This window comes from Nocardia sp. XZ_19_231 (assembly GCF_015355705.1).
In the GTDB taxonomy this organism is placed as follows: Bacteria; Actinomycetota; Actinomycetes; order Mycobacteriales; family Mycobacteriaceae; genus Nocardia; species Nocardia salmonicida.
Map to the genome: position 1 here is coordinate 1,212,766 of NZ_JACUZI010000001.1, position 22,391 is coordinate 1,235,156.

At 68.4% G+C, this 22,391-nt stretch carries 15 protein-coding genes; 9 read left to right on the forward strand and 6 right to left on the reverse strand.

What is annotated here, in order from left to right; translation table 11 throughout:
- Nucleotides 1-11: 11 nt before the first annotated feature.
- The gene (locus tag IBJ82_RS05480) at nucleotides 12-977 is read left to right on the forward strand and encodes a YafY family protein (RefSeq protein ID WP_194824783.1); all 966 of its coding nucleotides are present in this window, start codon (nucleotides 12-14) and stop codon (nucleotides 975-977) included.
- 142 nt (nucleotides 978-1,119) lie between these two features.
- The gene (locus IBJ82_RS05485) at nucleotides 1,120-1,899 is read left to right on the forward strand and encodes a hypothetical protein (protein WP_194824784.1); all 780 of its coding nucleotides are present in this window, start codon (nucleotides 1,120-1,122) and stop codon (nucleotides 1,897-1,899) included.
- 86 nt (nucleotides 1,900-1,985) lie between these two features.
- Here the strand turns inward: IBJ82_RS05485 and IBJ82_RS05490 are convergent, their stop codons facing one another.
- Nucleotides 1,986-2,414, reverse strand: coding sequence for a RidA family protein (locus IBJ82_RS05490; protein ID WP_194824785.1), 429 nt, complete (start codon nucleotides 2,412-2,414; stop codon nucleotides 1,986-1,988).
- Nucleotides 2,415-2,477: 63 nt separating this feature from the next.
- Between IBJ82_RS05490 and IBJ82_RS05495 the strand changes: the two genes are divergently transcribed.
- Nucleotides 2,478-3,458: a YafY family protein gene (locus tag IBJ82_RS05495; RefSeq protein ID WP_194824786.1), complete on the forward strand. Its 981-nt coding sequence runs from the start codon at nucleotides 2,478-2,480 to the stop codon at nucleotides 3,456-3,458.
- 11 nt (nucleotides 3,459-3,469) lie between these two features.
- Here the strand turns inward: IBJ82_RS05495 and IBJ82_RS05500 are convergent, their stop codons facing one another.
- The 4 genes from IBJ82_RS05500 to IBJ82_RS05515 form a co-directional block, all read right to left on the reverse strand.
- Complete coding sequence (locus IBJ82_RS05500; RefSeq protein WP_194824787.1) at nucleotides 3,470-7,828, reverse strand: TIGR02680 family protein; 4,359 nt, start codon at nucleotides 7,826-7,828, stop codon at nucleotides 3,470-3,472.
- 2 nt (nucleotides 7,829-7,830) lie between these two features.
- Nucleotides 7,831-9,210 (reverse strand): DUF2398 family protein, encoded by a 1,380-nt coding sequence (locus tag IBJ82_RS05505; protein ID WP_194824788.1) that lies wholly within the window; start codon nucleotides 9,208-9,210, stop codon nucleotides 7,831-7,833.
- Nucleotides 9,207-10,712, reverse strand: coding sequence for a TIGR02677 family protein (locus IBJ82_RS05510; protein WP_194825195.1), 1,506 nt, complete (start codon nucleotides 10,710-10,712; stop codon nucleotides 9,207-9,209). Before IBJ82_RS05510 ends, IBJ82_RS05505 begins: the two co-directional genes overlap by 4 nt.
- A 132-nt stretch (nucleotides 10,713-10,844) precedes the next feature.
- The gene (locus IBJ82_RS05515) at nucleotides 10,845-11,984 is read right to left on the reverse strand and encodes an XRE family transcriptional regulator (RefSeq protein ID WP_194824789.1); all 1,140 of its coding nucleotides are present in this window, start codon (nucleotides 11,982-11,984) and stop codon (nucleotides 10,845-10,847) included.
- 348 nt (nucleotides 11,985-12,332) lie between these two features.
- Here IBJ82_RS05515 and IBJ82_RS05520 point away from each other — a divergent pair, with 348 nt between their 5' ends.
- Nucleotides 12,333-12,638, forward strand: coding sequence for a hypothetical protein (locus IBJ82_RS05520; RefSeq protein ID WP_056809962.1), 306 nt, complete (start codon nucleotides 12,333-12,335; stop codon nucleotides 12,636-12,638).
- Nucleotides 12,639-12,962: 324 nt separating this feature from the next.
- Here IBJ82_RS05520 and IBJ82_RS05525 read toward each other — a convergent pair whose 3' ends face one another.
- Entirely contained in the window at nucleotides 12,963-13,793 is an 831-nt protein-coding gene (locus IBJ82_RS05525) for a PAC2 family protein (RefSeq protein WP_228536731.1), read from the reverse strand.
- A gap of 192 nt (nucleotides 13,794-13,985) precedes the next feature.
- Between IBJ82_RS05525 and metH the strand changes: the two genes are divergently transcribed.
- The 5 genes from metH to IBJ82_RS05550 all read left to right on the forward strand — a co-directional run bounded on the left by metH (nucleotide 13,986) and on the right by IBJ82_RS05550 (nucleotide 22,383).
- Nucleotides 13,986-17,582, forward strand: a complete 3,597-nt coding sequence (gene metH, locus IBJ82_RS05530) for a methionine synthase (protein WP_194824791.1) — start codon at nucleotides 13,986-13,988, stop codon at nucleotides 17,580-17,582.
- 230 nt (nucleotides 17,583-17,812) lie between these two features.
- Complete coding sequence (locus IBJ82_RS05535) at nucleotides 17,813-19,759, forward strand: serine/threonine-protein kinase (RefSeq protein ID WP_194824792.1); 1,947 nt, start codon at nucleotides 17,813-17,815, stop codon at nucleotides 19,757-19,759.
- Nucleotides 19,760-19,839: 80 nt separating this feature from the next.
- Complete coding sequence (locus IBJ82_RS05540; RefSeq protein ID WP_370585158.1) at nucleotides 19,840-20,511, forward strand: HAD family hydrolase; 672 nt, start codon at nucleotides 19,840-19,842, stop codon at nucleotides 20,509-20,511.
- Between the two features lie 180 nt (nucleotides 20,512-20,691).
- A complete protein-coding gene (locus tag IBJ82_RS05545; RefSeq protein ID WP_194824793.1) occupies nucleotides 20,692-21,555 on the forward strand; it encodes an arpA protein in 864 nt (287 codons plus the stop codon).
- Between the two features lie 12 nt (nucleotides 21,556-21,567).
- Nucleotides 21,568-22,383, forward strand: coding sequence for a class I SAM-dependent methyltransferase (locus IBJ82_RS05550; protein WP_194824794.1), 816 nt, complete (start codon nucleotides 21,568-21,570; stop codon nucleotides 22,381-22,383).
- Nucleotides 22,384-22,391: the final 8 nt, after the last annotated feature.

Sequence of the window (22,391 nt, forward strand, 5' to 3'; positions counted from 1 at the left end):
GAATCGAGAACATGACCGACACCGCCGCCCGCCTGCTCCGTTTGCTCTCCCTGTTGCAGATGCCACGGGAGTGGCCCGGCAGCGAACTGGCCGATCGGCTCGGCGTCACCGATCGGACCGTACGACGCGATGTCGACCGGCTGCGCGAGCTCGGGTACCCGGTGGTCGCGGCGATGGGTGCGGCCGGTGGATACCGGCTCACCGCGGGTTCGGCGCTGCCGCCGTTGATCCTCGACGCGGACGAGGCGGTCGCGGTGGCTGTCGGGCTGAGAGTCGCTGCGGGACAAGCGGTCGCGGGCATCGAGGACGCCTCGGTACGGGCCTTGACCAAACTCGAGCAAGTCCTGCCGACCACACTGCGCAGACGGGTGCGCGTAGTCGGTTCGGCGGTCACGGTCCGCGCGGGCGAGGGCCCCACCGTCGACCCCGAGGTGCTCACCACCCTCGCCGCCGCCGTCACCAACCGAGAACGCCTGCGCTTCACCTACCGCGACGCCACCGGCACCGAATCCCGCCGCCACACCGAACCCGCCGGTGTCGCCGCAGCGGGCCGCCGCTGGTACCTCGTCGCCTACGACCTCGACCGCGACGCCTGGCGCAGTTACCGCGCCGACCGCATCGAAACCCCCCACCCCACCGGCGCCCGCATCACCCCCCGCGACCTCCCCGCCGCCGACCCGGCCGACTACGTCGCAGGCCACCGAACCGACTGGGCCACAACCGAATACCACGTCGACGTCACCATCGAAGCACCACACGGCCGCATCGCGGGCCGCCTCGGCGAAGAACCGAACACCCTGCACGCCGCCGGCGCCGCCACGTGCCGCCTCACCGCCACCCGAGACGACGACCCTGCGTGGCTCGCCACCCAGCTGACCACCCTCGGTGTCCCCTTCCGCGTACACAATTCGCCAGAATTGGCCGCGAGTCTGCGCATCCTCGTGCACCGCCTGACCGCCGCCTTGCCGACCGGGTAACCCGGCCACGATCGCGTCATCGCCGAGCCGGCCCATCTGGAACAACCTGCATTCGAGTCGTTGCGCACGACTGTGTACGGCTGGCTCCTGGCCTGCCGAAATTGTCTCTGGGCCAACCCGAACCGCTTGTAGTGTGAGGCGGGTGGTCGACGACTCGCGAATGCCGTACAGGTCGACTTACATCGGGGTCGATCGCGCGCTCGCAGGAGCGCTGCTCGCACTCGATGATGCGTTCGCAGCGGTAGGTCCGCCGACCGCGATCGAGGCCTGCTCGTGCTGCCGGAATCCGGCGGACTACGCGGTACTGCTGAACAAGCCGCGCCATCAGCTCACCGGAACTGAGCTGGGCGGCTACGCCTTTCGTGTGTTGGGCACGGTGGGGTCGGAGGCGGATTTGCGATACCTGACCGGTCGCATCCTGCAACTGCTCCACACCGACGATCCGCACATGCCCGATATGGAGGTCGTGTATCGCAAACTCGGCAGCGTCGGCTGGCAATCGTGGCCGCAGGCCGACGCGATCGCCGAGGTGCTGGACGCGTTGTGGCACAGCATGTTCACCGCTGCGTATCCACGAACGGGCATCGCCGTCGTCCTCTGCGCACTGGGTGCGGCGGAGTCTACGATCGCCGCACGGCTCGAGGAGTGGGAGCTGCTGGATTCAGCGCTGTCGGTGCGGAATCTGCACGAGTTCGTCGTGCGCGGATGCCGGATCGAGGACGGCAGGGTGATTCCGACGAACTCCTACTGGGACCGCGGCTGGGTCGCGTACGACGAACTGGTCAGGTGGCTCGGCAACGGGCCCGCCATGGAAGCGGTGACCGCGGCATTCGACCGGACCGAGGATCCCGACCTGCTCGACATGCTCGCCGAGACCCACGATGTCCTCGACCGGGCTCGACCGGTCGCCCGCGCCTCGTAGGCGGCCGTGTGCCTACGAGGCGGCTTCTGACCGAGCGGCTCGGGTGTCCGGTCACGCGCTTACCGCGCTATGGGACCCACACCGGATCAGGGACGGGCGGCGACGGCTTCGACCTCGAACAGCACATCGGGAGTGGCGAGGCTCGCGACGCCGATGAGGGTCTGGGTGGGTGGGGTCGTGCCCCAGTTCGCCTGTACAGCGGCGGCGATGGGGCCGAGTTTGCTGACGTCGTGATTCACGACATAGGTGCGGAGTTGGACGACGTGGCCGAGGTCGAGGCCGTGGGCGGCCAGGGCGGTGGCGATGTTGCGGAAGGTCTGGTCGACCTGGTCGGTGAAGTCGGGGGAGACGACCGCGCCGTCGGGTCGGGATCCGTACTGACCCGAGACGAGAACCAGCTCCGTTCCCGCGGGGACGACGGCGGTGTGGCTGTAGCCGAAGGGGGTCGGATCGTGCAGGCCGTCGGGGTTGACGACGGTGTGGGTCGGGCGGGGTGCGTGCTCGGTGTTTGTCATGCTGATGAATCTGCCAGGAATACACGACATCCTGTGTCGTGTATTCCTGGCATAGTTTTTCCTATGCGAGCTGACCGGTTGGTCTCCCTGGTGCTCCTGCTGCGTCGCCACGGTCGGCTGTCGGCCGAAACCCTCGCGCGCGAGCTGGAGGTGTCCACCCGCACCGTGCTGCGCGACATCGAGGCGCTGTCCACCGCCGGCGTCCCTGTCTATGCCGAACGCGGCAGGCACGGTGGTTTCGCGTTGTTGCCCGGGTTCCGGACCGAGCTCACCGGGCTGAATCACGACGAGGCGCTGGCGTTGCTGATCGCTGGATCACGGCGTGGCGCACAGGCGTTCGGGCTCGGCTCGGCGCTCGCGTCGGCCATGCTCAAGGTGGTCGACGCGCTGCCCGAGAACTATCGGGAGATCGCGAGCGACGCCGCCGAGCGATTGCTCATCGACCCGGAGACCGACCTCCTGTCTCGGCGGCTGGACACCGAGGACCTGTCCGACACGATCGTGACCGAGGTCCGGCGCGCGGTGCTCGCCGGACACAAGCTGCGCATCAACTACGCGGCCGTCGGCCACGGCGCCGAATGGCGCACGGTGGACCCGATCGGCCTGGTCACCGTCCGACGCCAAGGCTATTTGCTCGCGACGAGATCCGGCGCGGACCGCACCTACCGACTGTCGCGGATCGTGGCCGCCGAGGAGCTCGACGAACCCGCACAGCGACCGGACCGGGTCGATCTGGATCAGGCATGGCAGCAACGCAGCGCGCGGTTTCGTGCCGGTGGCGATCTGGTCACCGTGCAGGTTCGGGTGAACCCGACGCGGCGCGAGGAACTGGTCGGCACCGCGCTGGCCGTCCACAGCGAGGAAGCGGACGACGACGGCGTGCTGCGGCTGGAGGTCACCTTCCAGGATTCCCGACATGCCGAATGGGCGATGTGGCAGCTCGCCACCGACGCCGAGGTGCTGGCCCCACCGTGGTTGCGCGCCTCTCTACGCAAGCGTGCCGCCGCGCTCGTCACGTGCTACGAAACGTCATCTGGCAGTTGATGGGTGCCAGTTCAGCCCACCGATGCCGGTTCGCCGGGCATGCCCTCCAGCGTCAACCCGCCCTCGATGGTGTTGGCAACGCGACGACGGTTGGGGGAGCCCAGCGCCGTGGTGAGGTCGCCGCCGTCGTGTTCGGCGAGGAGCTCACCGCTGTCCCAGACGAGAAGTGTCGCGCTGACAGTATTTTCGGCGGTGGAGTGGGCCAGGTCGTAGTGCGCGCAGCCGGGGACGTGGGCGTAGGTGATCCACAGGTCGTAACCGGTCATGAACAGGTCGAGGTCGAATTGCACGCTGAGGCTGAGCAATTCGCTGCGACCGTTGTCGTCGACACCGGCGAAGGCTTCGTCGAGGGCCAGCAGGCGGGGAGCCTGAGGATCGGCCGAGTCGAGCATCACGTGGGCGGCGGCGAAGAGGGGAAGGTGCAGAGAGACCGACTGTTCGCCGCCGGAGAGGGCGCTGTGGCGGGCGACGGTGAGTTTGTCCTCGGTGCCGTCGCCGGAGATGAGGGTGAAGGAGAAGACTCGCCAGGTGCGGTAATCGAGGGTGGCGGCGAGGATTTCGGGGTACGAGCGTTCCGGGTGTGCGGTGCGGGCGGCGCGGATCTCGGCGGCGAAATGGGCGCGGACCGAGCCGAGGTCTTCCGAGCTGAGAGCGGTGGTGTCGCGGTCGAGGAGTTTGCACATCGAGCGCGCGGACTCCGACAGACCGTCGGCGAGGATCCAGTGCACGCCGATGGTGTTGCCCGACGACATCCGCCGCTGCTTCATCTCCGCGCCCATGCGGGAGATGAGTTCGCGCGCGTCGGTGGTGCGTTCGTGGATCTGCTGGGCCAGGCCGGTGAGCAGCGCGTCTTCGAGGATGCGGCGTTCGGCGTCGGTGAGCAGTAGTTCCTGGTCGCGGCGGGCGGCGTCGATGCGGGCGGCGAAGTCGGCGAGGGCGGCCTGGCCGTTCTCGTCGTGGACGGCGACGACGGTGAGTCCGTCGGCGGCGTCCCAGTTCAGACGATAGTCGCGACCGGATGCGGTGAGCGCGGCGTCGAATTCCTGGAGTGCGCTGGTCACCGCGGACCGGGTGGACTTGCGACCGGCCTCGGTGGCGCGGACCTGGCTGGTAGCGGTGTCGAGGTCAGCGAACAGGGCTGCCACCTCGTCGGGCAGCACCACCGGGTCGGTCTCCGGGCCCGCGGCCACGATGCGGTACTGCAACTGTTCCGGGGTGGACCACGCGGCATCGCTACTGGGCCACCGATGTTCGACCGAGGCGCCCAACAAGCTCAGCAGGTCGGGTCGGGCGTAGGGGGCCAGCGAACGCACCTCGCCGAGCACCTCGGTGAGCGCGGTGGCGAGCGCCTCGTTGGCGGTGCGATAGGCGGCCTCGGCGTCGCCGACCGCTTCGATGGCGGCATTGGCGGCCTTGCGCGCGGCCCGCTGTTCGGCCTTGGCGGCCTCGATGGCACCACGGGCCAGGTCGAGGTCACGATCGATGTCGGCGGCACTGGCGCCCAATGCCTCTCGCAGCGTTTCGAGTTTGCGGTGCTGTTCGGTATAGCCGAGCCGCGCCGCCTCGGCCTCTTCGGCGAACGCCTCGGCCAGTGCCCGCGCTTCGTCGTGCCGGTCGGCGCCCTCACGTTCGCGTTCACGTTCCCGCTCGTGCTCGGCGCGCAGACGGAGCAGTCCGGTGCCGGTGTTCTCGAAATGGCGGATAGCGGCGGCCAGCGCCTCGAGTTCGCGCGCCTCGCGGGGGGTTCGGTGTGCCGCGGCGGCGGCACGAACCTTCTTGTCCAGGGCCGCGACTTCGGCGACGGCCTGGTCGAGTTCGCGCTCGGCCTGCGTCGCGGCCTCCACACGCGAACGCATCAGACCGGCGGTCTCGGCTACGGCACGCAAGGCGGAGGTCACCGCCGACGGGCGCGGCAGAGCCTTGGCAGCCGCCGACAGCGTGGCCAATTGCGCAGTGGCCGAAGTATCTTCGGCCCGCGCGGCGTCGTGCTCGGCAGCGGCGGCCTCGATCGCTGCCTCGATCTCGGCGAGCCGGGACTCACGCCTTCGAGCTCGCGCGGTCGTCCCGATGAACTCGGCCTCGGGCTTATGGTGGTGGCCGACGAGAACGCCCTGTCGGAAGGATCCGGCGAGGCCGACCACGACTTGTGGGGTGTCGGCACTGGTCAGTGCGGTGAGCGTGGTCCCGGTGCACGACGCTGCGACGCGCGTCGTCGGGTCCGGGCTGTGCGGCTGTGCGGCGTCGTGGACAGCGATGGAGGCCAGCACGGCGGCGACCGTCTCGGTGGGAACCGTGAGCGCGCCGGAATCCTCTTCGACGACAAGGACATCGGCGAGCGTGCGGCCGGCTGGACGCTGGTCGACCGGCAAAGGGAGCAGGAAGTGGTCGGAGTCGATGTCGGCGGGCAGGGTCGGGCCGCAGATCCAGCTGTCGAGCAGGCCGCCGGACTGCAGCGCCGCTTCGATACCGGCCGCGTCCTGCGCGGACACCGAGTCGGCGAACCGCACCAGCTGCCAGAGTGGAGCACCCGGAAGTCCTTCTCGGACACCGGTTCTGGTGGCGTGCGGTGGGGGAGCGTCGTCGCGCTGGGCGGCGATCTGTTGACGTTCGGCAGTCAGTGCGTCGCGGCGCGCGGCGGCAGCGCTCGCGTGGGACCGGGCTTCTTGGCGGCGGGTGCGAATCTGTTCCTGCAGCGGCTCGCATCGCTCGGCCAAAACCTCTGATGCCGAGGGAATGTCGGCCACTCCCGCGCCGGCCAAGGCAGCGTCGAGCGCCTCGAACAAGCCCGCGGCACGACCTCGGTCGGCAGGCCCGCTGGTGTCCGGCGCGCTACCGGCGCCTTCCGTGGGCACACCTTCGAGTTCGGAGACCGGTGCGAAAACCTCGGTGTTGGTGTTCCACCAGGTGCGCAGGGCGGCCGCGGATTCGCTGCGGGCCAGGGTAACCGCCGCTTCGGCGTGGGCCACTTCCGCGGCGGCGGAGTCACGCAGTTCGATCGCGCGTTCGGCGAGGCGTTCGGAACGGGTGCGGTCCGCGGCGGCGGTTTCCCACTTGCCCAGTGCCTTTCGAACGGCACGGACATCGGCGTCGCGCTCTTCGGCGTGACCGCGGACCGCCGCGGTGAACTGGTCGCCGCGGCCTTCGGCGCTGGGCGGAGTCCATTCGATGCCCGCTTCTTCGGCGGCGGCGCGGACCGCGTCTTCGCCGCGAACGAGGGCGGCTGCCGCGGTGCGCACCGCTTCGGTGGCCCGGGAGGCTTCTTCGGCACGGCGTTGCAGGGTATGTGCCGCTTCGGCGGCCTTGTCGCGGTGGGCCGCGGCGGAGGTTTCGAGGCGGCGCACGGCGTCGGCCAGGTCGTCGAGTTGCTGTTTGCCCTCGTAGGCGCTGGAGCGTTGGAGGTTCTCGCGGTCGGCGATGGCCTGTTCGTAGGCGTGATCGGCGTTTTCGGCTCTGGTCTCGGCTTCGGTGCGGTCGGTTTCGCGACGGGTGCGCAGGGCCGTCGCGGCGAAGAGCGCGGTGGAGGCGTTGGTGACGGCGTCGAGGCGGGTGCGCAGTTGGTCGACGTCGGTTTTCGCCTGTACCGCAAGGTATTTGCGGTACACGTCGACGAAACGGCGGGTCGCGGTGTCGGCTTGGACGAGGCCGTCGAGGGTCTGGCCGACCTCTTCCATATCGCTGAACGAGCGAGCGGCGTCGAGGATCAACTGCTCGTCGAGGGGGCGAAGGCCGTCGGTGAGTGCCTGGGAGAGCCCACGGGGGTCGAGGTTCTTGGCGAGTTGGGGCCTTCGCAGGGTGAGAATCAGGTTGATCAGCTGGTCGTAGCGCTGCACGCCGAGCCCGAACATGCGTGCGTCGATCGCCGCGCGGTACTCGACGGGACGGTCGACGATGGCATCGCTGCCGATCTGCTCGGCCAGTTGCTTACGGGTGAGCGGACGGTCGTCGGGGCCGATGAGGGAGAAGTCCACCCCGGCGCGGCCGTCGGCGACGAAGTACCAGCGGGTCACCTTGTCCGAGGAGCGGGTGGCGCGCATGCCGATGCCGACAGTGACGGTTTCTGGATCGTCCCAGCTGCCGCGCGCGAACTCCATCCACACATACGAGTAGGCCGATTCCTGCTTGCGGTACAGCAGATTCGACTTCATGGTGCGTTCTTCACCGGCGAACGGGTTCAGCCTGCGCGGTTCGATCCGCCCGTCCAGCACGAACGGGAACAGCACCTCGAGCGCCTTGGTCTTACCGGAACCGTTGGGTCCGCGCAGCACCAGACGGCCGTCGGCGAAACTGAACTCCTGGTCGCGGTAGTCCCACAGATTGACGATTCCCGCCCGGGTCGGGACGAACCGCACTCCGCCGTGAATGAGTGACATGCTCAGACCCCTGCCTCTCCGGTGCTGCCGTCGGTATCGGCGGCGGTGACGAACAATTCCTCGGCCTTGCGCACTCGCACGGTGACCACCGCGCCCCGATATCTGGCCAGCGCGGGCAAGACCAGCAGCCCGTCGTCGACCGGCCGGATCAGCCGCAGCTTGGCGAGCAGCGCGAGCACCTCGGTGGTGAGCCCGCCGACATCGGCCTGCCATTGCGCGGCGAAGGTCGCGCCGTAGCGGTCGGTGAGCGCGATGACCGTGGCGCGCACCCAGGTGTCGTCCAGGAACGGATAGGTGACCGGTTCGGGGGAGTTGGTCTCATCGCCGTCGAAATCTGTTGCGGCAGTCGTTATTTCGATGTCGTCGGCGAGTGGGGCGAACACGCCCGCGGTGGGAATGGACGCATCGAGTTGCTCGAGCAACGCGTCATCGGGAGTGAGCGCGCCGGGACGCCGGGCGACCGGGTTGTCGATATCGAGAACCACGTCGGCGATCTCACCGATCAGCAGCAGTGCCACCTGCGCCAGGGTGCCGGTGCCGGGGAAGCGGGTATCGGACAGCCGACCCGAGGTGTCGATCAACGCCACGCCCTCGGCCCGGCGTTCGGCCCGCAGGCCGGTGCAGTATTCGACCTCGCCGACCAGACGGTCCTGGCCCAGCAGCGCGCGCTCGGCGTCCGACAGTTCGTCGAGATAGACGACCGGGCGCTCGACCAGTGCCCGGCGAACCCGGCGGGCCTGATCGGGCGATGCCTGGTCGGCGTCGTCGGCCAGCAAACCGCGCACGCTGTGCAGGTGTTGGAGTGCGCGCGGCGGCCGGAACAGGGCGAACACCACCGGTCGGTCGATGTCGTAGAGCGCCTCGCCCGCCTCCGGGTCGCTGGCCCAGCCCCCCGCGTCGCCGTCGGCCAACGTCAGCGCGCCACGCGCGCCGAGCCAGCCGACGGCGTCGACGAAGGCATCGCGATCGGCGGCCCGCTCGGTCGACAGGTCGAGGCCCTCGATCCGGCTCGCGTAATCGGCGACGTGCTCGGCCAATTCCGAGAGGGTGATCTGGTCGCCTGCCCGGCCGAGGGCGGCCAGCGCCAACGACAGGTAGGCATAGCGGCGACGGTCGAAGACGCGATCGTTGACGCTGCGGGCGGGCCGGGCGTCGTCGAGTCGATCGTGGACCGGGTAGAGCCGGGCCGTGGTCTCGGTGACTTCCAGTCGGTAGCCGAACAAATCGGCCAAGTCCTCGCGGAGCTCGGTCGCCCAGCGACGGATCAACGGCAACGCGATCCGGTCGGGGTAAACGCGGGTGACCAGGTGATTGGCCAGCATCACCCGCGCCGCCCGCTGATAGCTGTCCAGTGCCAGCGCGTCGATCCGTTGCCGCTTCATCGCGCGACTCCCCGTCGCGCCGAACCGCTGCGCACCTCGAGGCGGCGATTGTTCAGATGCAGCAGCCCCACCGCGGTGCGGATCACCGTCGACCCGTCGCACGGCCGCACCGTCAATGTCACACCGTTGTCGGAACCTGTTGTGCCGTCGACATTTCCGCTCACCGGCACCCAGGCGGTGGAAGCCGCGTCGAGCAGGCGCAACAGCACCTCCGTCTCGCGCTGATCCAGGACCCGCTCGTGCACATTGCCCTTCGACAGTGAGGCGGCGGCCGCGGCCCGGTCCCGCTGCGCCGCCAGTTGGGCCTCGCGCAACCGCCGCACGCCCGCGTCGTTGCGCGCGATCCGGGCGGGGGCGCCCGCGGTGGGTGCGCGCCCGGTCTCGGCGAGGGTTCGCGAGATCTCCAACGGCGGTGCTTCCCACCAGGAACGGCTGGTCGGGATCAGCTCCGCATCGGGATGTTCCAGCGACAGATGACGCGGCTTGCCGAGCCCGAACACCGCGTCGTAGAGCGCGTGCGCACCGCCCGCGGTGGGAGTGGCGACGAACCATTCGGCCAGGTGCCGCAACGCCGATTCCCGACTGATGCCGCCACGGCGGGTCTCGGTGACCCGCCGCAACAGCGACAGCACTGCCGCGATCGCGCTCATCGTCGCCTCGCGCAGCCGGTCGGCCTCACACGTTTCCGACGACTCGGTGCCCGCGGCGACGAACCAGGTGCGCAAACCGTCCCACCGTGAACGCCAATCCGCTTCGCGCTCGGCGAAGCTCAACAACACCCGCTCGTCACACCCGGCCGCGCGACCGATCAGTTGCTCGACCCCGGTCTCCTCGACCTCGCCGATCGCCGCCGCCAGCCGCGGCGCGAACCGGGCCAGATCCATGCTGAACTCCCGCATGTGCGCCAGCAACGCGTCCTTGTGCGCGAGAAAGGATTCCGGGGTGATCTCGGTCGTGCGCACCAGATCGCCCAGCGACAGGTAGAAATGCGCGGCCCGCGCGGCCATGTCGGTGAGCGCGGCGTCGAGCCTGCGCAGGGTGGTGTAGACCCGCTCGGCATCGCCGTCGCGGTTGGCGGCGGCGAGCGTGCGCAGGTCGGCGAGCAACTCGGGGAGCACGAGCCGCGACAGCGCCGCGTCCTCCATGCGGGCCGCGAGCACCCCGGCCACCGCCCGGTAGGCCTGGAAACCGGCCTGCGCGAACTGATAGACGTAGTGCCGGTTGCGGTACTCGGCCAGCGTCGCCGCCCGGGTGCCGTCGTAGCTGCGTTCGAGCACACCCCAGCGATGCAACTGCTCGAGCAGCGGGCCGATCTCGACCGCGGGCAGTGGGACACCCGCGGCCGCCTCGACCCGGCCACCCGCCTCGACCCGGGAAATCCACTCCGCGACGTCGTCGGCGTGCAACAACACCACGTAGGCGGCACGAGCGCTGTCGAAGGCGCGCAGCACCCGCAGGTAGTCGGCGCGCTTCTCGGCGGTCGCGAACGAGAACAACCGCAGACGTTCGTCCCACAGGGCGGGTACGGCGCTGGGCAGGCCGTCGGCGGAGTCGGTCACCGTAGACAGGTTAGTGGTGGCCTTCCCGTGCTCCGCCGGACCCGTCCCCGATCGGCGTGGCATCGCCGGGCGAACTCATCCGACATTGAGCGATCGCAGCTGCTCGAGGAACGTTTGGGTGCGCGGATCTCCTGGGTAGCGTTCGATGATCTCCCTGGCCGCCTCGCCCGCGATCCACGCCAGCGACGGCAGCGACTTGCGTCCCGCGGAGAACGCCGCGACGCCCTCTTCGACCGCGCGCTCGAGATCGCGGTCGCGCACCGCGACGACAGCCAGGGTCAGCCGCGCCTCGGAGACCCGCATGGGATTGCGGACCGAACCGTCCGGTCGGGTCGAATCGCTGATCACCTGCCGGGCGTAGCGCTCGGCCAGTCGATCTTGGCCGGCCACCCGGCAGCAGTCCATCGCGTAGAAGTCGAATTTGGTGGCGTCGACGACGAAGTGGTTGTCCAGATCGGCCGGGTGACCCATCCGCGACAGAATCGCCTTGCCCTCGTCGAGCGCGGTCTGCATCGCGCGACGGTCACCGAGTCGAGCCCAGCCCTTGGCGCGCTGCGCGGCCAACTGCACCCCGACACTCGACGACGTGGTACCGGCCATCGCCTTCTCCGAGACATCGATCGCGCCACGAAAGTTGCCCTGTGTCAACGCGAACCACGCCGACATCTCCGCGGCCCACCCGACGATCTCCGGATTGCCCGCTTCCCGACCGAGGGAATCGGCGGCCCGGCGCGTGGCTTCGGCACCGCCTCTGCGGCCGAGGTCGTAGTCGACGCAACCGACCAGCAACGCCACCCAGCCTGCCAGCACGAGGATCTCTCGATGCTGGCTCAGCGTCAGTCTGCCGTCGAGCAGCGAGGTGATCCGGCGCAGCCACGCGGTCCCCTCGGTGTGCAGCGCATGTGGGTCGGCATAGGCGTATTCGCAGCACAACCGTTCGGCGGTGATCCGCACCGCGTCCAGTGTGGCGCTGTTGACGTCGGACATCCTGAGTCGTCCGATGAACTCCAAAGTGTCCATACCGGTTGCCGATAACAGCTCGTCATCGCGGTTGGGACGGGACTTCGGGAAGAAGGCGGCGGGGACGGTGTCGAACGCGGCCGCGATGATCGGCGCGTAGAACTCGTCAGGTCGCGATTCCCCGGATTCCCAGCGGCGCCAGTTGCGCAGCAAGGTACTGTCCGTCGGCAGGTTGTGGGAGGACTTGGCCCGCATCGCGCGAACTGCATCGCCTTGCGACCACCCCCTCGCGTCACGTTCCGAGCGCATCCGAACAGCCCATACGGGTCGATCATCAGTTGCGGTCACGGCGGTAGTATTCCACCAGTTAACGTTCGGCGTCCCGGATAGGGCATGTAGATGTCATCGTATTGACATCTGCTGCCGGGGGCCGCGACTGTTCATGATGTAAGCAGGTGCTCGGCACGACAACCGGGTTCCCGCTTTGCAGGAGAGCTTGCAGGGCAACGCAGTACCCCCGCGTGGCGCACCGCGCGACGCGGGGGGACCGGTAAACAACAGGTCCGACAACAGAACAGCGATCCCAATCCAACGGAGGTTCGGGTGGAAGCGTTGATCTATGGATACTTGCGGGACGATTTGGCCGATGGCCAGAGCGACCAATTGGAGGATGCGCTACGCAGCCTCGCGCGCACCGCGGGCATGTGTTTCGCCGCGACGTTCCACGAAGCACCCGCGGGTGACGGTGCGGCGTTCGCCGAACTCACCCAGGAGCTGAAGCGGGCCGACGCCCACCACGTGGTGGTGCCGTCACTCGATCACCTTGCCGGCCAGACGATTCCGCGTGACCTGCTGATCGCGAAGCTGGCGCACGAGGCGGCCGCTCAGGTACTGACCCTGGAGCGTTAGCCATGGGATCCGACGCATGCACCGATCCGCCATCTCGGTAGCGGTTGGGCAGGCCTGCCGAGATACCCGGCAGGCAGTCCCGACACCTCGGCGATCCGCCGCGCAGCCGTCGCGGCGTGCACCCGATCGATATCGCAGTCGATGTCGATCGGGGAGTGCCGCCGCTCTGAGCCGGGTGCCTCGCCGCGCCGTCGTCGAGGCGGTATCAGGGTGAAATGCCCGCCCGGAATGAGGATTTCGATGCCGTGAGGGTATTCGACCGCCGATTCCGGTGGTAGGTAGGCCATTCGGGCAGCGGCCTCGGTTCGGCCGACCATACGAGGACTAGAGGCCGAAGCTGCCCGGACCGCGCCTGCGCAGGTATTTCTCGAATTCCGCCGCGATGGCGTCGCCGTCGATCTTGGACATGGTCTCGTTGAGGTCGATCGCCGCGTCGCCGCGCTCCTCGAGCGAGCGCACGTACTCGCTGATCTCCTCGTCGCCGAGGGTCATCTCGTTGACCGCGACTTCCCACTCCTCGGCCTGTTTCGGCAGCTCGCCGAGCGGGACCTCGATATCGAGGACGTCTTCGACCCGGTGCAGCAGCGCGATGGTCGCCTTCGGGTTCGGCGGTTGCGACACGTAGTGCGGGACCGCGGCCCAGAACGACACCGCGGGCACACCGGCCTTCACGCACTGGTCCTGCAACACACCGGTGATCCCGGTCGGGCCCTCGTACCTGGTCTGTTCCAGACTGAACCGCTCGGCGGCCTCGGGACTGTAGGCCGAACCGGTCACCGGCACCGGCCGGGTATGCGGGGTATCGGCCAGCAGCGCGCCGAGGATGACCACGGTCTCCACACCCAGTTGCTCGATGAATTCGAGCAGATCGTCGCAGAAACTGCGCCATTTCATATTCGGTTCGATGCCACGCAGCAGCACCACGTCACGGTCGCTACCGGGCGGGGAACACACCGACAGCATCGTCGAGGGCCACTGGATCTCCCTGGTCACGCCGTCGACCTGGCGGACCGTCGGCCGGTTCACCTGGTAGTCGTAGTAGTCCTCGGAATCGAGCTCGGCCAGCGGCTCGGCATCCCAGATCAACTCCAGATGCTCGATGGCGCCACTGGCGGCATCGCCGGCGTCGTTCCAGCCCTCGAAGGCGGCAACCATGACGGGATTGCGCAACGTCGGCAGTTCCGTCTCGGGGGTCTCACTGGCATCCACCCGGTCAGCCTAGTGTCTCGTTCGAATTGTTTTGCGGTGACCGACGCTGTTGCGTGTTTCCGCCGCGGACAGTGGCGCAGGCCACTCGATTCACCCACAGTGGTCTTGTTCGTCGGAGGCGCCCTCTAGTCTTGAATCATGTCTGCGTCCTTGCCCACCGGGTTCGATACCACGCTCCTCGACACGCTGCGGCGGCGTGTCGTCATCGGTGACGGCGCGATGGGCACGATGTTGCAGGCCGCGGATCTGTCGCTCGACGACTTCCGTGGCCTCGAGGGTTGCAACGAGATCCTCAACGACACCCGCCCGGATGTGCTCGCCGAGATCCACCGTGCCTACTTCGCCGCAGGCGCGGACGCGGTGGAGACCAACACCTTCGGCTGCAATCTGCCCAACCTCGCCGACTACGACATCCAGGACCGGATTCGTGACCTGTCCGAGCGCGGCACCCGCATCGCCCGCGATGTCGCCGACGAGATGGGCCCCTCGGCCGACGGTACTCCGCGTTATGTCCTGGGCTCGATGGGCCCGGGAACCAAGCTGCCGACCCTGGGTCACGCGCCGTTCGTGTCGCTGCGTGATGCCTACACCGAAGCGGCGCTCGGCATGCTCGACGGCGGCGCCGACGCCATCCTCATCGAGACCTGCCAGGACCTGCTGCAGGTCAAGGCCGCGATCACCGGCAGCCGCCGGGCGATGATCGCCGCCGGTCGCCGGATCCCGATCATCACCCACGTCACCGTGGAGACCACCGGCACCATGCTGGTCGGCAGTGAGATCGGCGCGGCGCTGACCGCGCTGGAACCCCTCGGTATCGACATGATCGGTCTGAACTGCGCGACCGGGCCCGCGGAGATGAGCGAGCACCTGCGGCACCTGTCGCGGCACGCCAACATCCCGGTGTCGGTGATGCCGAACGCGGGTCTGCCGGTGCTCGGTGCCAACGGCGCCGAGTACCCACTCGACCCCGAAGAGCTCGCCGTCGCGCTGAGCGGGTTCGTCTCCGAGTTCGGGCTGTCGCTGGTCGGTGGTTGCTGTGGCACCACCCCCGAGCACATCCGTCAGGTCGCCGAGGCGGTGCGCGAGGTCGAGAAGACGCTGCCCCCGATCACCGATCGCCGCCACCCCGAGCACGAGCCTGCCGTGTCGAGCATGTACACCGCTGTCCCGTTCGAGCAGGACGCGTCGATCATGATGATCGGTGAGCGCACCAATGCCAACGGCTCCAAGGCTTTCCGTGACGCGATGCTGGCCGCCGACTGGCAGCGCTGCCTCGAGATCGCCAAGGACCAGACCCGCGACGGCGCGCACATGCTCGACCTGTGCGTCGACTACGTGGGCCGTGACGGTGCCGAGGACATGAACGAGCTGGCCTCGCGGCTGGCGACCGCCTCGACGTTGCCGATCATGCTCGACTCCACCGAAGTGCCGGTGTTGCAGGCCGGTCTGCAGCATCTGGGCGGTCGGTGCGCGGTGAACTCGGTGAACTACGAGGACGGCGCGGGCCCGGATTCGCGGTTCCAGCAGATCATGCGGCTGGTCTCCGAGCACGGTGCCGCTGTGGTCGCGTTGACCATCGACGAAGAGGGTCAGGCGCGCACCGCCGATCACAAGGTCGCGATCGCCGAGCGGCTCATCGACGACATCACCGGCAACTGGGGCCTGGCCGAGTCCGACATCATCATCGACACCCTGACCTTCACCCTCGGCACCGGGCAGGAGGAGTCGCGCAAGGATGGTGAGGAGACGATCAAGGCCATCCGCGAGCTCAAGCGCCGCCGCCCGCAGGTGCAGACCACCCTGGGTCTGTCGAATATTTCCTTCGGTCTGAACCCGGCCGCCCGGCAGGTGCTGAACTCGGTGTTCATGCACGAATGCGTGCAGGCGGGTCTGGACTCGGCGATCGTGCACGCCTCGAAGATCCTGCCGATGAGCCGGATCCCCGAGGAGCACCAGCAGGTCGCCCTCGACCTGATCTATGACCGCCGCACGGAGGACTACGACCCGCTGCAGACGCTGATGGCGCTGTTCGAGGGCGTCTCGACGGCGTCGTCGCGGGCTTCGCGCGCGGAGGAGATGGCGCTGCTGCCGCTGTTCGAGCGCCTCGAACGGCGCATTGTCGACGGTGAACGCAACGGTCTCGGCGACGATCTCGACGAGGCGATGCAGACGGTGCCGCCGCTGCAGATCATCAACGAAACCCTGCTCTCTGGCATGAAGACCGTCGGTGAGCTGTTCGGGTCAGGGCAGATGCAGTTGCCGTTCGTGCTGCAGTCGGCCGAGGTGATGAAAACCGCTGTCGCGCATCTGGAACCGCACATGGAAGCCACCGACGACGCAGGCAAGGGCCGCATCGTGCTGGCCACGGTGAAGGGCGATGTCCACGACATCGGCAAGAACCTGGTCGACATCATCTTGTCCAACAACGGCTACGAGGTCGTGAACCTGGGCATCAAGCAGCCGATCGCGACCATCCTCGATGCCGCCCAGGACAAGAAGGCCGACGTGATCGGCATGTCCGGGCTGCTGGTGAAGTCGACGGTGGTGATGAAGGAGAACCTCGGCGAACTCAACACCAAGGGCGTCGCCGAACAGTTCCCGGTGCTGCTCGGTGGTGCGGCGCTGACCCGTTCCTACGTGGAGAACGACCTGACCGAGGTCTATGACGGCGACGTGTACTACGCCCGCGACGCGTTCGAGGGCCTGCGGTTGATGGACGAGATCATGACCGTCAAGCGCGGCGGTGGCCTCGATCCCGACAGCCCCGCCGCCATCGCGGCCAAGGAGAAGGCCGCCGAGCGTAAAGCCCGCCACGAACGGTCCAAGCGGATCGCCGCCGAGCGCAAGGCCGCCGAGGTGCCGATCGTGGTGCCCGAGCGTTCCGACGTCGCCGCGGACCTGCCGGTGCCGACGCCGCCGTTCTGGGGCACACGGGTGGTGAAAGGTCTGCCGCTGGCGGAGTATTCGGGTCTGCTCGACGAGCGGGCGCTGTTCCTTGGCCAGTGGGGTCTGCGTGGTCAGAAGGCCGGCGAAGGGCCGACCTATGAGGACCTGGTGGAGACCGAGGGTCGTCCGCGGTTGCGTGCCTGGCTCGAGCGACTCGCCACCGAGGGAGTGCTCCAGCACGCGGCTCTGGTCTACGGGTACTTCCCCGCGGTGTCCGAGGGCGACGAGGTCATCGTGTTGACCGAGCCGAATCCTGATGCGCCGGAACGGTATCGGTTCACCTTCCCGCGTCAGCAGCGCGACCGGTTCCTGTGCATCTCGGACTTCATCCGTTCGCGGGAGAAGGCCCGTGCGACCGGACAGGTCGATGTGTTGCCGTTCCAGCTGGTCACGATGGGTCAGCCGATCGCCGACTTCGCGAACGCGCTGTTCGCCGCCGACAACTACCGCGACTACCTCGAGGTGCACGGTGTCGGTGTGCAGCTCACCGAGGCGCTGGCCGAGTACTGGCATCGCCGGGTGCGCGAGGAACTGACCGTCGACGGCAAGTCTGTGGCGGCCGAGGATCCCGCCGATGTGCAGGACTACTTCAAGCTCGGTTACCGGGGGGCGCGCTACTCCTTCGGTTACGGTGCCTGCCCTGACCTGGAAGATCGTGCCAAGCTGGTCGACCTGCTCGACGCGGGCCGGGTCGGGGTGACGCTGTCGGAGGAGCTGCAATTGCATCCCGAGCAGTCGACGGACGCGTTCGTACTGCTGCATCCGGAGGCGAAATACTTCAACGCCTGACACACTGCAGGCACGAGAAAGAGGCGTCGGCAGATCGGATCGGTCCCGCGGGCCGATCCGATTGTCGTTGTGGCGCTTGTGAGTATGGTCACGATGGGGCGCCGGGTCCACGGGCCGGGCTGTCTCGCAACAGGATCGAAGCAGTTCAGCACGTAGAATCTTCGAAAAGTTTCATCCCGCTGTGGCGCGGAGGGCGAGACGACTCAGCGGCAAGCAGGAGGGGCACAGATATGACATCGGATCGGTTGATCGCGGGACGCTATCGACTCACCGACCCGATCGGCACGGGTGCGATGGGGGTCGTGTGGCGCGCCACCGACGTCCGGCTGCGGCGCACCGTCGCGGTGAAGCAGGTCCTGCTCGCGCCCGGTCTCACCGGTACGCAGGCGCTGGAAGGCAAACTGCGTGCGATGCGAGAGGGCCGGATCGCGGCCCGCCTGCACCACCCGAACGCCATCACCGTCTTCGACGTCGCCGAAGAGGACGGCCAGCCGTGGCTGGTCATGGAGTACATGAACGCGCCGAGCCTGGCGGCGAAGCTGGCAGGCGGAGTGACGCTGCCCCCGATCGAGGTGGCGGGGATCGGCGCCCAGGCCGCCGCGGCGCTATCGGCGGCACACGACGCCGGGATCATGCACCGCGACGTGAAACCGGCCAACTTGCTCGTCGGCGACGACGGCACGGTCAAGCTCACCGACTTCGGGATCTCGCACGCGACCGGGGACGTCACCGTCACCGCCACCGGGTTCCTCGCGGGCACCCCCGCGTACCTGGCGCCCGAGATCGCGCGCGGTGACAGCCCGAAGCCCGCCGCCGATGTGTTCGCCCTCGGCTCGACGCTGTACGCGGCCTCCGAAGGCGCGCCGCCGTTCGGCGAGGGCGACAACCCGCTCGCCGTGCTGCACGCCGTCGCGCGCGGTGTGGTGCCCGAACCGAAGAACGCGGGTCCGCTCGCGCCGGTCCTGATGTGGCTGCTGACCGCGTCCGCCGATGACCGGCCGACGATGGCGCAGGCCCGCATCGCGCTGGAAGACGTTGCCGCGGGCCGGGTTCCGGCACTGCCAGCCTCCGCGACGAAGATCCTGCCGGTGGGAGAGGCGACGACGACCCTGATCCCGCAGCCCGGCGCCCCCGCGAACGGGGGAGCGGCGGCGAAGTCGGGTGCGGCCGCGTTGTTCGGCGGTGGGCGCGCCATGGCCAAGGCGGCGCGCTCGGCCATCTCGGGACGAAATTCGACAGAGGCTGGCGAGGGCCCGCAGCAGGGGTCGGGGCGGGTCGCGCAGTCGGCGTCCGGCGCCGTCGGTCCGGCGGCGGCAGGCCAGGCAAACGGGGGCGGCCGGGTAGACGCGGTCGGCCAGGCGGCGGCAGGCGATCCCGGCCTCGTACGGCCGCGCGACGCCGCGCCCTCCAACGGGGACGGTGTCGAACGCGCCGGTGCCGAGGCGCAGCTGCGAGCCCGAGCGGCAGCTGGGCCGACGGACGGTTCCGGCCTGCATCCGGCGTTCCCCATCCCACCGTCGCGCACCGACCGCGCGAACAACAGTCGCGCCGTGTTGCTGTTGGCGGCGGCCGTCGCTGCCTTCACGGTCATGCTCGTCGTGCTGGTGGTCACCCGCGACCGGGGCGGCGAGCCCGATCAGCAGGCACAGGCCCCGGCATCGCCGGTCACCGTGACGACGATGGTCGACGGCAAGGTGAGCACCGTCGTCATCGTGCCAGAGCAGGAAACGATCACCGTGTCGGCCCCGCCCGCGGCCGTGCCGGGCGGTGCGACGACCACCGGTGCGACCCCGACCAGCATCTCGGCCAAGCCCACCCCCACCACCCCGAAACCGACCAGCACGTCCGTCACCACCACGCCGGTCGGCCCGCCGACCCCGGAGCGGATCAACCAGTTCATCGCCGGGTACTACGGCATGCTGCCCGGCAATATCGGCGGAGCGTGGGCGCAGCTCGCTCCCGGGTACCAGGCGCAGACCGGCGGGTTCGGGCAGTACTCGTCGTTCTGGTCGTCGGTGCGGTCGGTGAGTGTCGGCTCGATCACCCCCAGTGGGCCCAACCGCGCGGTCGTCACCCTCACCTACCAGCTCGCCAATGGCTCCGTGACCTCGGAGAACCGCTGGATCCAGGTCGCAGGCGACGCGGGCAACCTGCAGATCGCCGGATCGGGCGTCTGAGGCGAACCCGTTACGCTGAACGGGGCTCGGCGACTGCCGGTCACCGGGTGATATGTGATGAGAACGAGGCGAGTGAACAGGTGAGCGCGCGACCGGCCGCGGTGCTGTGGGACATGGACGGCACGCTGCTCGATTCGGAGAAGCTGTGGGACATAGCGGTTCGTGAACTGGCCCGCGAGCACGGCCGCGAGCTGACCGACGAGGTCCGCCACGCCCTGATCGGCGCCTCCGGCCCGAACGCGCTGCGCATGCTCTTCGACGGTATCGGTGTGGTGCCGACGCCGGAGACGATCGTCGAGGCGGGGGAGTTCCTCGAGCGCCGGGTCACCGAGTTGATGCTCGGCCCGATCCCGTGGCGTCCCGGCGCCAAGGACGCGCTGGCGATGGTGCGCGAGGCGGGGATGCGGTGCGCGCTGGTCACCAACACCAAGCGCTCGCTCACCGAATACGGTCTCGACACCCTCGGCCGCGACTACTTCGACACCTCCGTCTGCGGCGACGAGGTGGCGCACGGCAAGCCCGATCCGGCCATCTACCGCCGCGCCGCGGAACTGCTGGGGGTCGACCCGAGTGACTGTGTCGCGATCGAGGATTCGCCGACCGGTTCGCTCGCCGCGCAGGGCGCGGGCTGCGGTCTGATCGTGATTCCGTGCGAGATCGCGGTTCCCGAGGCGCCGGGGCGGGTGTTTCGGGAGTCGCTGGTCGGCCTGTCGGTAGCGGATCTGCGCGCCGCGCTCGACGCCCGCGTCTGAAAATGATGAGGGCTCACCGTGATAGGGCGTAATAGCCTACCGTGATAAGACCGAAACCTAGGTGGAATCTGCGAAAACTGTTGCCGCACAGTTGAATTCGCACGATTGTGATCTTCCCGGGATATGCCCGATTTGTCGAAACCACGGGCGCGCGCCCGAATATTCCCGCAAACTGAGTACATGACGGGCACGCGGGGGCTTGACGAAATCGTCGACATCGCACGGTATCCACTCACCGATCTCGGTGGTTCGGGCAGGCAGGCGGCCATCGAGGCGGCCCGTGCCGAGCTGGCCGAGGACGGCTGCACGGTCCTGCGTGAGTTCATCCGGCCGCAGCTGCTCGAGACGCTGCGCACCGAGGGGGAGGCGATCGCACCGCACGCCCACTACAAAGTAGAGCGGGTCAACGCCTACAACATCCCCCTCGACGCCGACCTGCCCGCCGACCATCCGGCGCGGATCGTGCTCGACCGCGGCAATGCCTTCGTGGCCCGCGACCGGATCCCCGCCGAGGCGCTGATCCAGCGTCTCTACACCGATCCGGTGTTCCAGCGGTTCGTCGCCGACTGCTTCGAACTCGACGATCTGCACGAATTCGCCGACCCGCTGGCCGGTTTGTGCCTGAACGTGGTCGAGCCGGGGATGTCGCATCCGTGGCATTTCGACACCAACGAATTCACCGTCAGCATGCTCACCCGCAAGCCCGAAGCCGGCGGCGTGTTCGAGTACTGCCCCAATATCCGCGACCCGCACGCCGAGCATCTCGACGATGTGCGCGCCGTGCTCACCGGTGACGGCGCGCGGCTCATCCGGTCGCTGGAACTGCGCCCCGGCGACCTGCAGCTGTTCAAGGGCCGCTTCTCCCTGCATCGAGTTACCGAGGTAGCCGGTGCGGGACAACGACACTCGGCGATTTTCGCCTACACGGACCGACCAGGGGTGATCGGCACGGTCGAACGCACCAGGCAGTTGTTCGGCCGTGTCCTGCCCGACCATGTGGCCGCCGCGGCCGACGCCGTCCGAGGTGACCGACTGCTCGACTGAGAGGAACCGCCCATGTCCGTTCCGTTGCACACCACCGGCAAAGCATCCTTCGACGACATCTACGAAAGTCCAGATCCGCGAGCATATTTCGAGCGGATGAATGATCTGGACTACCGGATCCCGGAACTGGCAAAGCCGCACTTCGCCGAACAGCTGCGTCAGCTGCGGACCGCACGGCCGGATCGGATTCCGACCGTCCTCGACCTCGGGTGCTCCTACGGGGTGAACGCGGCACTGCTGCGCAGCGACACCACCGTCGAAGAATTGGCCGGGCACTACCGCGATCACGCCGACACCGACAAGATCGGACTGATCGCGGCGGACCGGGAGCGGTTGCGCGGTGATCTCATGCCCGACGTACGCTTCATCGGGATGGACGCCGCACGCCCGGCGCTGACCTACGCCCACGCCGCCGGACTCCTGCACGATTACGTGCACGCCGACCTCGAGGCCACCGAGCCCACCGAGGCGCAGCGGCGTGTGCTGGCCTCGGCCGATCTGGTGATCTCCACCGGATGCGTCGGCTACATCACCGAGAAAACCCTGTCCAGGGTCGCCCAAGCCGATCCGCGCAAGCGGCCGTGGATGGCACATTTCGTGTTGCGGATGTTCGATTTCGGTCCCATCGCCGAGGAACTGGCCGCGCTCGGCTATCGCAGCGAGCAGCGTCCCGGTATGTTCCAGCAGCGGAGGTTCGCCTCGGCACAGGAACGCGAACAGGTGCTGGATGCGTTGGCGGCCAAGGGAATCGACACCACCGACCACGAAGCCGAAGGCTGGCTCTACGCCAACCTGTTCCTGTCCCGCCCGCATCCCATCGAGACCTGAGGACTTGG

What these genes read in the sequence shown, in the direction of transcription:
- IBJ82_RS05515 (WP_194824789.1), bottom strand. Translation starts at nt 11,984, where the DNA reads ATGCGGGCCAAGTCCTCCCACAACCTGCCGACGGACAGTACCTTGCTG.
- IBJ82_RS05505 (WP_194824788.1), bottom strand. Translation starts at nt 9,210, where the DNA reads ATGAAGCGGCAACGGATCGACGCGCTGGCACTGGACAGCTATCAGCGG.
- IBJ82_RS05545 (WP_194824793.1), top strand. Translation starts at nt 20,692, where the DNA reads ATGACGGGCACGCGGGGGCTTGACGAAATCGTCGACATCGCACGGTAT.
- IBJ82_RS05525 (WP_228536731.1), bottom strand. Translation starts at nt 13,793, where the DNA reads ATGGTTGCCGCCTTCGAGGGCTGGAACGACGCCGGCGATGCCGCCAGT.
- IBJ82_RS05500 (WP_194824787.1), bottom strand. Translation starts at nt 7,828, where the DNA reads ATGTCACTCATTCACGGCGGAGTGCGGTTCGTCCCGACCCGGGCGGGA.
- IBJ82_RS05480 (WP_194824783.1), top strand. Translation starts at nt 12, where the DNA reads ATGACCGACACCGCCGCCCGCCTGCTCCGTTTGCTCTCCCTGTTGCAG.
- metH (WP_194824791.1), top strand. Translation starts at nt 13,986, where the DNA reads ATGTCTGCGTCCTTGCCCACCGGGTTCGATACCACGCTCCTCGACACG.
- IBJ82_RS05490 (WP_194824785.1), bottom strand. Translation starts at nt 2,414, where the DNA reads ATGACAAACACCGAGCACGCACCCCGCCCGACCCACACCGTCGTCAAC.
- IBJ82_RS05535 (WP_194824792.1), top strand. Translation starts at nt 17,813, where the DNA reads ATGACATCGGATCGGTTGATCGCGGGACGCTATCGACTCACCGACCCG.
- IBJ82_RS05495 (WP_194824786.1), top strand. Translation starts at nt 2,478, where the DNA reads ATGCGAGCTGACCGGTTGGTCTCCCTGGTGCTCCTGCTGCGTCGCCAC.
- IBJ82_RS05550 (WP_194824794.1), top strand. Translation starts at nt 21,568, where the DNA reads ATGTCCGTTCCGTTGCACACCACCGGCAAAGCATCCTTCGACGACATC.